Annotated in this window: 13 protein-coding genes; all 13 read left to right on the forward strand. The window is 70.9% G+C overall.

What is annotated here, in order from left to right; all coding sequences use genetic code 11:
• Positions 1-102 precede the first annotated feature (102 nt).
• The 13 genes from mraY (at position 103) to ABD732_RS12965 (ending at position 14,234) form a co-directional block, all read left to right on the forward strand.
• Positions 103-1,185 carry a phospho-N-acetylmuramoyl-pentapeptide-transferase gene (mraY, locus tag ABD732_RS12905; protein WP_344784319.1) on the forward strand — a complete coding sequence of 361 codons (1,083 nt, stop codon included), beginning with the start codon at positions 103-105 and terminating at the stop codon, positions 1,183-1,185.
• Between the two features lie 6 nt (positions 1,186-1,191).
• Entirely contained in the window at positions 1,192-2,733 is a 1,542-nt protein-coding gene (murD, locus tag ABD732_RS12910; protein WP_344784321.1) for a UDP-N-acetylmuramoyl-L-alanine--D-glutamate ligase, read from the forward strand.
• Between the two features lies 1 nt (position 2,734).
• A complete protein-coding gene (gene ftsW, locus ABD732_RS12915) occupies positions 2,735-4,681 on the forward strand; it encodes a putative lipid II flippase FtsW (protein WP_425553044.1) in 1,947 nt (648 codons plus the stop codon).
• A complete protein-coding gene (murG, locus tag ABD732_RS12920; RefSeq protein ID WP_344784323.1) occupies positions 4,678-5,877 on the forward strand; it encodes an undecaprenyldiphospho-muramoylpentapeptide beta-N-acetylglucosaminyltransferase in 1,200 nt (399 codons plus the stop codon). Before ftsW ends, murG begins: the two co-directional genes overlap by 4 nt.
• The gene (gene murC / locus ABD732_RS12925; protein ID WP_344784325.1) at positions 5,874-7,343 is read left to right on the forward strand and encodes a UDP-N-acetylmuramate--L-alanine ligase; all 1,470 of its coding nucleotides are present in this window, start codon (positions 5,874-5,876) and stop codon (positions 7,341-7,343) included. Before murG ends, murC begins: the two co-directional genes overlap by 4 nt.
• 24 nt (positions 7,344-7,367) lie before the next feature.
• Entirely contained in the window at positions 7,368-8,153 is a 786-nt protein-coding gene (locus ABD732_RS12930; RefSeq protein ID WP_344784327.1) for a cell division protein FtsQ/DivIB, read from the forward strand.
• A 160-nt stretch (positions 8,154-8,313) separates the two neighbouring features.
• Positions 8,314-9,477, forward strand: a complete 1,164-nt coding sequence (gene ftsZ, locus ABD732_RS12935) for a cell division protein FtsZ (RefSeq protein ID WP_344784329.1) — start codon at positions 8,314-8,316, stop codon at positions 9,475-9,477.
• Complete coding sequence (gene pgeF, locus ABD732_RS12940) at positions 9,477-10,220, forward strand: peptidoglycan editing factor PgeF (protein WP_344784331.1); 744 nt, start codon at positions 9,477-9,479, stop codon at positions 10,218-10,220. The genes ftsZ and pgeF overlap by 1 nt, the downstream gene beginning before the upstream one ends.
• The gene (locus ABD732_RS12945; RefSeq protein ID WP_344784333.1) at positions 10,217-10,954 is read left to right on the forward strand and encodes an alanine racemase; all 738 of its coding nucleotides are present in this window, start codon (positions 10,217-10,219) and stop codon (positions 10,952-10,954) included. The genes pgeF and ABD732_RS12945 overlap by 4 nt, the downstream gene beginning before the upstream one ends.
• A 55-nt stretch (positions 10,955-11,009) precedes the next feature.
• Complete coding sequence (locus ABD732_RS12950) at positions 11,010-11,765, forward strand: cell division protein SepF (RefSeq protein WP_344784335.1); 756 nt, start codon at positions 11,010-11,012, stop codon at positions 11,763-11,765.
• A gap of 59 nt (positions 11,766-11,824) precedes the next feature.
• Complete coding sequence (locus ABD732_RS12955; RefSeq protein ID WP_344784337.1) at positions 11,825-12,145, forward strand: YggT family protein; 321 nt, start codon at positions 11,825-11,827, stop codon at positions 12,143-12,145.
• Positions 12,146-12,404: 259 nt separating this feature from the next.
• Entirely contained in the window at positions 12,405-13,217 is an 813-nt protein-coding gene (gene wag31, locus ABD732_RS12960) for a DivIVA-like cell division protein Wag31 (RefSeq protein ID WP_344784339.1), read from the forward strand.
• Positions 13,218-13,274: 57 nt separating this feature from the next.
• Positions 13,275-14,234: a hypothetical protein gene (locus tag ABD732_RS12965; RefSeq protein ID WP_344784341.1), complete on the forward strand. Its 960-nt coding sequence runs from the start codon at positions 13,275-13,277 to the stop codon at positions 14,232-14,234.
• Positions 14,235-14,268: the final 34 nt, after the last annotated feature.

The following is a 14,268-nucleotide window of genomic DNA, read 5'->3' on the forward strand; positions in this document are numbered from 1 at the left end:
CCCGACACGGTGGGCGCGGCTGTCCGGACGCGCTGAGCGCGCGCTAGGGTCATCAATCGGTCGCCGCAAACGGTGACGGCAGACGACGAAGGATTTCATGCAGTGACTCAGATCCTGATCGCGGGCGCGATCGCGCTGGTGGTGGCGATTCTGCTGACGCCGGTGCTGATCCGAGAGTTCTCCCGGCGGCGCTGGGGCCAGGAGATCCGGCAGGACGGTCCGGCCAGTCACCAGGCGAAAGCGGGAACCCCGTCGATGGGTGGCGTCGCCATCCTGGTCGCGATCTGGGCCGGTTATCTCGGCTCGTACATCTTCAGCTGGGTCCGCGGCGACGGCGGCCCCACCGCCTCGGGCCTGCTGGTGCTGGGCCTGGCGACCGGTCTGGGCCTGGTCGGTTTCCTCGACGACTTCATCAAGCTGGCCAAGAAGCGCAACCTCGGCCTGAACAAGACCCAGAAGACAATCGGCCAGCTGGTGGTGGCGGTGGTCTTCGGCATACTGCTGCTGCAGTTCCGCAACGCGGAGGGCCGGACCCCGGCCAACGATCATCTGTCGTACGTGCGCGACATCGAGGCCATCACCCTCACCGGTGTCGGTTTCGTGATCTTCTGCTGGCTGGTGGTCTACGCCTGGTCCAACGCCGTCAACTTCACCGACGGTCTCGACGGTCTGGCGGCGGGGGCGACGGCCATGGTGATGGGCACCTACGTGCTGATCACCATGTGGCAGGACCAGCATTCGTGCGACAACGTGGTCGGCGACCTCAAAGCCGCGTCCTGCTATCAGGTCCGCGACCCGCACGACCTCGCGATCGTGGCGATGGTCGCCGCCGCGGCCTGCATGGGCTTCCTGTGGTGGAATGCGGCCCCCGCGAAGATCTTCATGGGCGACACCGGCTCGCTCGCTCTGGGCGGCATCGTGGCCGGCCTGTCCATGACCACGCACACCGAGCTGCTGATGATCGTGATCGGCGCGCTGTTCGTCACCGAGATCGTCACCGTGATGATCCAGGTCGCTTCCTTCCGGACCACCGGTAAACGGCCGTTCCGAATGGCGCCGTTCCATCATCACTTCGAACTCGGCGGCTGGGACCAGACCACAGTGATCATCAGGTTCTGGTTGCTCAGCGCCATCTCCTGTGCGCTCGGCCTGGGCCTGTTCTACGGCGAGTGGGTCGCGGGCTGATCGCCGGTGAGCCTGTCCATCGAACCACTGGAGCCGGCCGGCGCACGGGTGCTGGTCGCCGGAGCGGGCACCACGGGCGCCTCGGCGGTCACGGTTCTGCAGCGGCTGGGGGCGAAGACGGTCCTGGTCGATCGCCGATTCTCCGGCGACGAGTCCGCTGAGCAGCGGGCACCCGAGGGGTTTCTGACCGGTCCGGCGCCCTTCGCCGGCGTGGACCTGGTGGTCACCTCACCCGGCTTTCCGCCCGACAACGACTTCCTGGTGGCCGCCCGGACGGCCGGGGTGCCGGTCTGGGGCGACGTCGAACTGGCGTGGCGACTGGACCGGGCCGGCCTGACCGGCCCGCCGCGCACCTGGCTGGTGATCACCGGCACCAACGGCAAGACCACGACCACGGCGATGTGCGAGGCGATCCTGCAGGCTGCCGGGCTGCCCGGGCTGGCCTGCGGGAACATCGGCCTCACCGTCCTCGACGCGCTGTGCGCCGAGCCGCGCGCGGAGGTGCTGGCGGTGGAGCTGTCGTCGTTCCAGCTGCATTGGGCGCCGTCGGTGCGCCCGCGCGCCGGGGTGGTGCTCAACGTGGCCGCCGATCACCTGGATTGGCACGGCTCGTTCGCCGCGTACCGGGACGCCAAAGCGCAGGTGTTGCGCGGAGACGTCGCGATCGTGGGCCTCGACGACGAGGAGGCCGCGGCGATCGGCGTGAGCGCGCCGACGCGCCGCGTGGGGTTCACGCTCGCCGAGCCGGGGCCGGGCCAGCTGGGGGTGCAGGGCACCCTGACCGACGGGGTTCTGGTCGATGCCGCCTTCGACGACGACGGCGGCACCCGGCCGATCAGCCGGGTGCCCCAGGAACTGGTCGCCGCGGCCCGGATCAGCCCGGCCGGGCCGTCGGGGATCTCCGACGCCCTCGCCGCGGCGGCATTGACGCGGGCGATCGGGGTGTCCGCCGACGCGGTGGGCCGGGGGCTGTCCGGATTCTCTCCGGCCGCGCACCGCGGGCAGACGGTCGCGCGCCTCGGCGGCGTGGCCTTCGTCGACGACTCCAAGGCCACCAATCCGCATGCCGCGCGCGCCGCGATCGACGGCCACCGCCGCACGGTGCTGATCGCCGGGGGTCTGCTCAAGGGCGCTCCCGTCGACGACCTGGTGATTCACGCCGCCGATCGGCTGGCCGGAGTGGTCGCGATCGGCCGGGATCGGGAGGTGATTGTCGAAGCGATTGCACGACACGCCCCACAAGTCCCAGTAGTCACAGTGTTCACAGGCGACACTGGTGCGGTGACTGTTCAACGCATCGCTGCCGGGCGCGTTAGCCGCGTGCCGGATCAGCCGGCGGGCCGCCGGCCAGAGCTCTCCGACGCCGACGCCGTGATGGCGCAGGCCGTGCTCGAAGCCTGGTCGCTGGCTCAGGCCGCACCGGACACCGAGTCCGTTCTGCTGGCACCGGCCGCCGCGTCCCTGGACATGTTCGCCTCGTACGGTGCCCGCGGCGACAGCTTCGCGGACGCGGCCGGGGCCCTCGTCGACGCCGTCGCGGAGTCCTGACATGGCTGCGGACGACGCGGCCGGAAACGACCGGTCCGCCCCCGACGCCCCCACCCCCGACCCCGACGCGCTCGACCCCGACGCCGTCACCTCGCGCGAGTACGACGACGCGGACGTCGAGACCGAACCGAGCGACTCGGACTCGGGAGACGCGGACTCGGGAGACGCGGGCGGGGATGAATCCGGCGGGGACGAAGCCGACGGGAACGAAGCCGGCGGGGACGAGGACGGCACGAGCGGATCCGCTTCGAGCGGATCCGCTTCGAGCGGATCGCGCCGTCGCGGACCGAAGCCGGCGCGTCGCGATCCCGGCCCACGCCCGCGACCGGAACGAGCGGCCGCGCCGACACTGAACTTCACCATGCCGTCGATCGACCTGCGCGCCTGGTTCACCACTGCGCGCGACGGAGTCCGTTCGCTGATGGCCCGGCCGCTGACGTCGTTCCATCTGGTCGTCATGCTGGCAGTGGTGCTGACCGTCTGCGGCCTGATCATGGTGCAGTCCGCATCGTCGGTGGAGGGCTACGCCGAGAGTCAGTCCTCCTACGGTGCTTTCGCCACCCAGACGGTCTTCGCGATCCTGGGCTGGATCGTCTTCTACCTGGTGCTGAAACTGCCGTTCCGGTTCTTCCGGCGCTTCGCCACCACCGGCATGGTGGTCAGCCTGGTGCTGCTGGTGCTGGTCCTGGTGCCGCACCTGGGCGTCAAGGTGGACGGCGCCCGCCGGTGGTTCGAGGTCGGCGGCGTCTCCATTCAGCCGTCCGAGCTGGCCAAGCTCGCACTCTGCGTGTGGGGTGCGCACGTGCTGGCCGCTCGCCGCACGGTCGGGCCCTGGGGCAAGGAACTGCTGATCCCCGTGGTGCCGGTCGCGGTGCTGATGTGCGCGCTCATCATCGCCGAGCCGAACCTGTCGACCACGGTCATCATCTTGATCATCACCGGCGCCCTCCTCTGGTTCAGTGGACTGCCGGTGAGCGTGTTCGCCGCCTTCACCGGCTTCTTCGCACTCGCGGGCGTGGTCGCGGCGCTGAGCGCCGACTACCGCGCGGCGCGCGTGTTCAGCTTCCTGGGCAGCACCCAGGACCCGCTCGGCGGCGGCTACCAGGCCACGCAGGCCCAGTACGCCCTCGCCAACGGCGGCATCTTCGGCGTCGGGCTGGGGCAGAGCACCGCTAAGTGGAACTATCTGCCGAACGCCCACAACGACTTCATCTTCGCGATCCTGGTGGAGGAGACCGGCCTGGTCGGCGGCATCATCGTCGTCGGGCTGTTCCTGCTGCTCGGCTACGTCGGCATGCGCATCGCGCTGCGGTCGGCCGATCCGTTCCTGCGTCTGCTCACCGGCACCATCACGGTGCTCATCACCTCCCAGATGTTCATCAACGTCGGCTACGTGGTCGGTCTGCTGCCGGTGACCGGCATCCAGTTGCCGCTGCTGTCCCAGGGCGGGACGTCGATGCTGACCATGCTGACGATGCTCGGACTCATGGCCAGCGCCGCGCGGCACGAACCCGAGGCGGTGGTCGCCTTGTCGGGCAACCGCAGCCGCAATCTGCCCCGCCTGCTGCGCCTGCCACCGCCGTCGGCGTACCGTCCCGGTGCGCTGGACCAGGCCCGCGACCGCCTCAACCGGCGACGGACGGCCGGTCGCGTCCCCGAATCGCCCCGGAACGATCCGCGCCGGTCCGCCCCGCGTCCGGCCGCACCCCGCCGGGCCGAGCCGCGCAGGACCGAGCCGCGCCGTGCGGCGCCGCGCGCGCAGGGTCGCTATCGCGCGCCGAGCCCGCAGGCAGGCCGGCCGGCTCCGCGGACGGGTGCGCAGCGGTCCGACGAGATCCACTATCCTGCAAGGCAGGCGAGCACCCGGATGTCGAGTGATCCGCGCCGGTCCGCCGCGCGCGGCCGGTCCACCGGCTCGCCGCGTCGAACGGAGTACAGACAGCGGTGAGCAGGAATTCCCGGCCAGTCGGCAGCGATGATCCACGACCCGCCGGTGGCGCCGATCCCGCGCTCTCCCCGGGCCCGTCCGTCGTGGTCGCCGGCGGCGGCACTGCCGGGCACATCGAGCCCGCGCTGGCGGTGGCCGATGCCGTGCGGCGCCTCGCTCCGCAGGCACAGGTCACGGCCCTGGGCACCCCGAAGGGCCTCGAAGGGGAACTGGTCCCCAAGCGTGGCTACCGACTGGAACTGATCCCGCCGGCCCCGCTGCCGCGCAAGCCGGGGATGGACCTGATCAAGACCCCGTACCGGCTCAGCCGGGCGGTGGCGGCCACGCGGCGCGTACTGCGCGAGGTGGACGCGGACGTGGTGGTCGGCTTCGGCGGCTACGTCGCACTCCCGGCGTATCTCGCCGCCCGCGGACGGTTCGCTCGCTCCCGCCGGGTGCCGGTCCTGATCCACGAGGCCAACGCCGACGCCGGTATCGCCAACAAGATCGGCGCGCGCCTGGCCGAGCAGGTGATGGCGGCGGTGCCGGATTGCGGTATCCCCGGCGCCGAGGTGATCGGCATTCCGGTCCGCCAGACGATCGCCGACCTCGACCGCGCGGCGCTGCGCGCGCAGGCGCGCGACTACTTCGGCCTGCACCCCGAAGCCCCGACGCTGCTGGTCTTCGGCGGCTCGCAGGGCGCACAGCAACTCAACGAGGCCGTCGCCGGTGCCGCAGGCGCCCTCGGTGCGGCCGGCATCGGGGTGCTCCACGCGCACGGCGCCAAGAACAGCGTGAATCCCGACGTGCCCGCTGGCGCGCCGGCCTATCGCGCGGTGCCCTACATCGACCGCATGGACCTGGCCTACGCCGCAGCGGACCTGGTGATCTGCCGTTCCGGGGCGATGACCGTCGCCGAGGTGACCGCGGCCGGGCTGCCGGCCGTGTACGTTCCGCTGCCGCACGGCAACGGTGAGCAACGGCTCAACGCCCTCCCGGTGGTCGAGGCCGGTGCCGCCCGCCTGGTCGACAACGCCGACCTGACCGTCGATTACGTCGCCCGCGAGGTGCCCGCACTGCTCGGCGACCCGCAGCGGCTGGCCGCCATGAGCTCCGCCGGTGCCGGAAGCGGCCACCGGCGTGCCGCCGAGACCGTCGCCGCGGCCGCGCTGGCGCTCGCGGACGAGCACCGACCGGCACAGGGGAGCGGGCGATGACTCCGGACGTATCCGACCTGCCGGAGCAGCTGGCCCGCGTCCACATGGTGGGCATCGGCGGCGCCGGCATGTCCGGACTGGCCCGGATCCTGCTGGCCCGCGGCGGGGAGGTCTCCGGATCGGATGCCCGCGAGAGCCGCGGGGTGGTGGAGCTGCGCGCACGGGGCGCCCGCGTCGGCATCGGACATTCCCCGGAGAGCCTCGACCTGCTGGAGGGCGGCGCCACCGTCGTGGTCACCACGCACGCGGCCATTCCCCACGACAATCCCGAACTGGTCGAGGCCCGCCGCCGCGGCATCCCGGTGCTGTACCGGCCGCAAGTGCTGGCCCAGCTGATGGACGGCCACCGGACGCTGCTGATCAGCGGCACCCACGGCAAGACCTCCACCACCTCGATGGCGGTGGTCGCACTGCAGCACCGCGGAGCCGACCCGTCCTTCGCCATCGGCGGCGAACTCAACGAATCGGGCACCAACGCCCACCACGGCAGCGGCGCGATCTTCGTCGCCGAAGCCGACGAGAGTGACGGCTCGCTCCTGGAGTACCGGCCCGACGTGGTGGTGGTGACCAACATCGAGGCCGACCATCTCGACTTCTTCGGCTCGGAAGAGGCCTATGTGCGGGTCTTCGACGAGTTCACCACGCACATCGCACCCGGCGGCACCCTGGTGGTCTGCCTGGACGATCCGGGGGCGGCGGCCCTGGCCGGACGCTGCGCCGCCGACCTGGCCCGGCGTGACGTGCGGGTGATCGGCTACGGGTCGGGCGTGCACACCGACCTTGCACCGGGGGTGCCGCTGGCCGGTCGGCTGACCGAGTTCACCGCGCGCGGGACCGGAAGCAGCGTCCAGTTGGAACTGACCCCGCCGATCGTTTCGGAGTCGGCGAGCCACGGCATGGAGGTGACCCTCCCGGGCCGCCACATGGCGCTCAACGCGCTCGGCGCGCTGCTGGGCTGCCTCGCCGTGGACCCGGCTGCGCCAGCGGCCACCGTGATCTCCGGGATCGACGGCTTCGGCGGTGTGCATCGCCGCTTCGAGAACCGGGGGACCGCAGGCGGGGTCCGCGTGTACGACGACTACGCCCACCATCCCACCGAGGTCCGGGCGGTGCTCACCGCGGCACGCGGAGTGACCGGCGAGACCGGTGGCCGGGTCCTGGCTGTCTTCCAGCCGCATCTGTATTCACGCACCGAGGAGTTCGCCGACCAGTTCGCGGCGGCCCTGAGCCTGGCCGATGAGGTGATCGTCGCCGACGTCTACGGGGCCCGCGAGGAACCGCGGCCGGGCGTCACCGGCCGGCTGATCTCGGACGCGATCACCGTGCCCGCCGTCTTCGTCGACGCCGTCGCCGACCTGCCCGGCGCCGTCGCCGCGCGGGCCCGGGCCGGCGACCTGGTGCTGACTATCGGCGCCGGGGACATCACCATGCAGGCGCCCTTCATCCTCGCGGCCCTGGGATCGTGAGGCTGGGATCGTGAGGCGGGGATCGTGAAGCGGGGAACTGCGAAGCAGGGCACCGGGCGGACGGCGCCCGGGCCCGCCGATCGCGACCGCCGGGCCGGGCGGCGTCGCCTGTGGTGGCTGCTGGGCGGCATCGCGCTGGTCGCGGTCCTCGCGGGCCTGGCCGCCACCGCCTATTTCTCACCGCTCATGTCCGTCCGCCAGGTGGACGTCGCCGGCGTCACCGCGGTCTCGCGCGACGAGGTGCTGTCGGTGGCCGAAGTCCCGGTCGGGGCACCGCTGCTGCAGGTGGATCCGGCCACGATCGCCGCGCGGGTCGCGCGGATCCCGGGCGTGGAGTCCGCGCGGGTGGAGCGCAGCTACCCGTCGACGCTGACCATCGACGTCCGCGAACGCACCCCGCGCGTGCTGATCGAGGGCGACGGCGACGACGGCAAGATCGGGGTGATGGACCGGCTCGGCGTCGTCTACGTCGAATACGATTCGCGCGAGGCGATGGGGAAGGCGGGCGCGGGCGGCGTGGCCTTCCGCGACCTTCCCGCCCTGGACGTGTCCACACCCGGGCCGCAGGACCCCACCACCGAGGCGGCACTGGACATGGTGGCCGAACTGCCGGACTGGCTGCGCAAGCACGTGACGAAGGTGTCGGCGTCCTCCCCGTCGGATCTCACCCTGCACATGACCAAGGACCGCACGGCGATCTGGGGGGACAGCGGCCGCGGCGCCGACAAGGCCGAGGCTCTGCGGCACGTGCTCACCCTGCCCGGCAAGACCTTCAACGTCTCCAGCCCGGACTATCCGGCGGTCAACTGACCCTCCGAACAGCGGCATCGGCGAGAAATATCGCCGACACGCGGCGCGCCTCCTGGCTCACCGCCGACCTGGTCAATACGGTCGCACTTAACACCGGTACTTGACATAACTATAACCCTTTGGTTGAGCTTTAGGGTTTGACTCGGACCAGGAAGGCATCATGACGCCCCCTCACAACTACCTCGCCGTCATCAAGGTCGTCGGCATCGGCGGCGGCGGCGTCAACGCCGTCAACCGCATGATCGAACAGGGCCTCAAGGGGGTCGAGTTCATCGCGATCAACACCGACGCCCAGGCGCTGCTGATCAGCGATGCCGACGTCAAACTCGACATCGGCCGCGATTCCACTCGCGGTCTCGGTGCCGGCGCCAATCCCGAGGTGGGCCGCAAGGCCGCCGAGGATGCGCGCGACGAGATCGAAGACCTGCTGCAGGGCGCAGACATGGTCTTCGTGACCGCTGGCGAGGGCGGCGGCACCGGCACCGGCGGCGCGCCCGTCGTCGCCGGGATCGCCCGCAAGCTCGGCGCCCTGACCGTCGGCGTGGTGACCCGCCCGTTCTCGTTCGAGGGCAAGCGGCGCGGCAACCAGGCGGACGAGGGCATCGCCGGGCTGCGCGAGTCCTGCGACACCCTGATCGTGATCCCGAACGACCGGCTGCTGCAGCTGGGCGATTCGCAGGTGAGTCTGATGGACGCCTTCCGCAGCGCCGACGAGGTGCTCCTCAACGGCGTGCAGGGCATCACCGATCTGATCACCACGCCCGGTCTGATCAACGTCGACTTCGCCGACGTCAAGGGCGTGATGAGCGACGCCGGTAGCGCCCTCATGGGAATCGGCGCCTCGCGTGGGGAGGACCGCGCCCGCAAGGCGGCCGAGGCGGCGATCAACTCGCCCCTGCTGGAGGCTTCGATGGAGGGCGCGCGCGGTGTGCTCCTGTCCATCGCCGGCGGCAGCGACCTGGGACTGTTCGAGATCAACAACGCGGCCACGCAGGTGCAGGAGGCGGCCCACGAGGACGCCAACATCATCTTCGGCACCGTGATCGACGACAATCTCGGCGACGAGGTCCGGGTCACCGTGATCGCGGCCGGCTTCGACGGCGGCGCGCCGCGCAAGCGCGTCGAGAATCCGGCGGCGACCAAGGCGCCGGGCACCGTCGAGGCGGGGCAGTCCGGCCGCGTGACGACGGCCCCGGCCGACGATCCGCTGTTCGGCAACAAGCCGGCCACCTCCGGCGACCCGTTCGCCGAGACGCCGGCGCCGCGGCGCAACACGGTCCGGCTCGACGACGACGAGGTCGACGTCCCCGACTTCATGAAGTGATGATCGATCGATCACCCGCCCGTCGGGTGCGGCGGGTGGTCACCACCCGCGCAGGCGGCGTGTCCCGGGCCCCCTACGACTCGTTCAATCTCGGCGACCACGTCGGTGACGACCCGGCGGCCGTCGCGGCCAACCGGCAACGGCTGGCGCGCGACCTCGGGCTGGCGCCGAGGGACGTCGTCTGGATGGAGCAGATCCACAGCCGGACCGTCACCGTGGTCGACGGCCCGGTGGATGCGCCGGTACCGGCCACCGATGCACTGGTCACGGCGACGCCCGGGCTGGCGCTCGCTGTTCTCACAGCCGACTGCGTCCCGATCCTGCTCAGCGACGACGAAGCCGGCGTCATCGCCGCCGTCCACGCCGGCCGCGTGGGCGCCCGCATCGGGATCGTGCCCGCCGTCCTGGAGGTGATGCGCGGCCTCGGCGCCGAGCCGGCCCGCATCGGCGCGCTGCTGGGGCCGGCCGCCTCCGGCGAGCGCTACGAAGTACCGCCGGAGATGCAGCGCGACGTGGAAAAGCACCTGCCCGGCAGCGCCAGCCGCACGCTGAAGGGCACCACCGGTCTGGACCTGCGCGCCGGAATCGCGCGGCAGCTCCGGGCCGCGGGCGTCGGTGCGGTCGCGGTGGATCCGCGCTGCACCATCGAGGACCCGGACCTGTTCAGCCATCGGCGCGGCGCCCCCACCGGGCGCCTCGCCTCGGTGATCTGGGTGGACAACGCTGCCGGGGACTCCGAATGAGCGACGATCCGCGGCGTGACGAACTCGCTGCCGCGCTGACCGCTGCCCGGGAACGAGTGGCCCGTGCCGAGGCGGCAGCCGGCCGCGCCCCCGGCAGTGCCCGGTTGATGGTGGTCACCAAGTTCTTTCCGGCCGACGATCTCGTCCGCCTGGTGGGACTGGGCGCCGACGAGTTCGGCGAGTCCCGCGAACCCGAAGCGGGCCGGAAGGTCGCGCAGGTGCGCGCCGACCTGCCGGGGGCGGTCTTCGACGTCGACATGATCGGCTCGCTGCAGCGCAAGAAGGCCAAGACGGTGGCGCGCTGGGCGCGCCGGGTCCAGTCGGTCGACTCGCCGGAACTCACCGAGGCGCTGGCGTCGGCCGCCGCCACGGCGCTCGACGCCGGCGAACGCACCGCCGCATTGGGGGTGCTGCTCCAGCTCAGCCTGGACGGTGATCCCGCACGCGGGGGAGTGGTGGAGGCCGACCTGCCCGCACTGGCCGACCGGGTGGCCGCTCACGAAGGCGTGCTGCGCCTGGACGGGTTGATGGTGATCGCGCCGCTGCACGGGGAGGCCGACGCGCACCTGGCGCGGGCGGCCGAGGTGGCTGCGCGCTTCCGCGCCGAGCATCCGGAGGCCGCTGAGCTGTCGTCGGGCATGTCGTCGGATCTGGAGAAGGCGATCGCACACGGATCGACATGTGTGCGTGTCGGTACCGCGATCATGGGCGCGCGCCCGATAACCTCACCGTAGTCACATTGGTCACAATAGAACCATCCAGATCAGGTATCACCAGGAAGGCAAGTCGATGACGACGATGCAGAAGTTCAAGGCATATTTCGGCATGGTGCCTCCGAGTGAGTACGAGGACGACTACCTCGCCGGACCGATGGATCCCATGGAACCGATGGACGGTTACGGCGATCGCCGTGCTGGCGGCGGCGATCACCGCGCCCCGGCCGGCCGGCGCGACGAGTCCGCGATGAGCGCCCGGGAGCGTCTCTACCTGGAGCGCTATCGCGGCGGCGCCGTCGTCGACGAGCCGTACTACGCCGACGACCCCTACGAGGTGGACTACGCGGAGGTCGAGTACGGCCACCGCGGTGACGACCGCGTCTACGCCGAGCGCGCCGTGCACGCCGAGTTCGACCGCGGTCCCGCTCCGGTGCGCACGCGCCTCGAGCCGCTGTCGCGCAGCGCCAACGTCTCCGGTCGCGGCACCATGCCGGTGCGCGGCGCCAACGCGCTCGCTCCGGAGCCGCGGGCCGACCTGGCCGCCGAGACCTCCAGCCGGATCACCACTCTGCGTCCGGCCGACTACTCCGAGGCACGCACCATCGGCGAGCGGTTCCGCGACGGCAGCCCGGTGATCATGGACCTGGTGGACATGAACAACGACGACGCCAAGCGCATGGTGGACTTCGCCGCGGGCCTGGTCTTCGGTATGCGCGGATCGTTCGACAAGGTCGCCACCAAGGTCTTTCTGCTGTCGCCGGCCGGCGTCGAGGTGACTCCCGAGGATCGCCGCCGACTGGCCGAGACCGGCTTTCACAGCCAGAGCTGAAAGGGATTCCGCGGACAGGCGCCGGGCATGCCCGGCGCCTTTCGTGGCACTGTAGACACGTGGGTACTTTCCTCTGGATCCTCTACCTGATCCTCTTCCTGTACTGGGTGCTGCTGCTGGCGCGCCTGGTGGCCGAGTTCGTCCAGTCGCTGGCCCGTCACTGGCGCCCGCACGGCTTCGCCGTAGTCGTCATGGAAGTGGTCTTCACGCTCACCGATCCACCGCTGAAGGCCCTCCGGCGGGTGCTGAAGCCGGTTGATCTGGGAGCTGTGCGACTGGATTTGTCGTTGTTTCTGGTGTTGATCGTGGTGACGATCGGGATGCGTATCGCGCAGGCGTACGCGCAGCATCTCGCGCCCGCGACACCGGGTATGACCTGACGTCAGCGCTGGTCACAGTGATCTCCGGGGATGCTGACATTCCCGTGCGGCTACCCGCCGCGGAACACGGTAGGGCGGAGTTTTGGTTGCGAACCGGCTGCAGCCGGGCAACAGAACTTGGTCCTGATGTGACAAGATGACACGCTAGTTACGCAGTGCTACTGGTATTAATAGAACTGCGACCGGCCTGTCGCCGGCGACCGACACACGAACCAGAGTGTTTCGACGGACACGCTCGAAGACCAAAGGGGATACCGAAATGCGGCTGACACCAGCTGATGTGCACAATGTCGCGTTCAGCAAACCGCCGATCGGTAAGCGCGGTTACAACGAGGATGAGGTCGACCAGTTCCTCGATTTCGTGGAGGCCGAACTCGCTCGCCTGATCGATGAGAACGCTGAGCTCAAGCAGCGCAACGCCGACCTGGAAGCAGAGCTGTCTGCGGCAGGGTCCGGCGGCGCGGCCGGCGGCGGCGACCACACCCAGGTCTTCGCTGCTGCCACCGAAGCCGTCGAGGTCCCCACCCCCGCACCGGCTCCGGCACCCGCACCGGTGGCGCCGCAGCCGGCGGCGCCGGGCAACCTCGACGAGGACGCCAGCATCCGGGCCGCCCGCGTGCTCGCTCTGGCGCAGGACACCGCCGACCGCGTGACGGGCACCGCCCGCGGCGAGGCGGAGACGCTGCTGGGCGACGCCCGCCAGCGCAGCGACGCGATGGTCGCGGAGGCCCAGGCCACCGCCGACGCCACCCTCACCGACTCGCGGCAGCGTGCCGAGGCACTGCTGGCCGACGCGCAGACCCGGGCCGAGACCCAGGTCCGCCAGGCACAGGAGCGCGCCGACTTCCTGCAGCGCGACGCCGAGCAGAAGCACTCGGAGATCATGTCCACCATCAACCAGCAGCGCACGGTGCTGGAGGGACGGATCGAGCAGCTCAAGACCTTCGAGCGCGAGTACCGCACCCGCCTGAAGACCTACCTGGAGTCGCAGCTGGAAGAGCTGCAGCAGCGCGGCAGCGCGGCACCGGTGGAACAGGGCTACGGGCCGGAGAACGGCTACCAGCAGGGCTGACCTGCGCCGGTTCGGGTCTGTGAGTCTCGTTTTCGATGAGTGGATAAGGGGCCGGCGATGCTGACCTTGGCACTGGCTGCGACCGTGGTCGGTTTCGTTCTTCTGGTGGTCGCGCTGATCACCGGCAACTTCTGGCTCGCCGTGGCCTGCATCATCGTGTGCGTCATCGGTCTGGCGGTGCTCCTGGTGGACACCCTGCGCTCGGGCGCCAAGTCCGGTGCCGGAGTCGACGACGAGCCGCTGTTCACCATTCGTGATCGCGACAGCGATCCCGAGAAGCGGTCCGGGCCGTTGTTGGACGGCGACGAACCGGCCGGCTCGCAGGAGACCGGCGGCCACGAGGCCCGACCGCTCGTCGCCGGAGGCCGTCCGGAAAGCGGTGCCGGGGTCCCGGTGCCCGAGAACGCAGGCGGCCCCGAGTCTGGCGACACCCCGCAGGCGGGCGACGACACGTCGGCCAGTGGACTGGGGTCCCTGGTGGCACCCGGAGCGGTCGCCCCGGACACCGGTGAGAACGCCCCCGTCACCGGCGATGCGAACGACTACATCAAGTCGGTGACCGGATCCTTCCCGGCGCAGGCTCCTTCGGGGGCCTGGCCGGCCTCCGCCGAACCGATTCCGCCCGGCCCCGAGACCGCCGGAGACTCGCGGAACAGGGACACCCGAAGCAAGGACGACGGCCCCGACACCGGCCCGATCCGCGCGATGTCCCCGTACGTCGGGCGCCGCCGCCGCGGCGTGGCCCCGAACGCGGACGTCCCGGGCCAGACGGGGGAGCACCAGGCTGGGGGAGCCCGGGCCGGGGAGCACCAGGCCGGGCCGAGCGCTTCACCGCTCGACGCCGAGACGTCCCCCGAAGACGCGGGAATCGAAGACGCGGTAGTGGTCTCCGAGACCACCGAGGCCGAGGCGGAGACCGAGATCGGGACCGAGGCCGGGAGCAGCACGGAGACCTTCGTGGTGCGCGACCACACCGGCCCGCTGCCCAAGATCTCGTTCACCGACGAGGACGGGTAGACTCTGCGCGACAGCGCTGATCCGGCCATCACCG

The organism is Gordonia caeni (assembly GCF_039537105.1).
GTDB lineage: Bacteria > Actinomycetota > Actinomycetes > Mycobacteriales > Mycobacteriaceae > Gordonia > Gordonia caeni.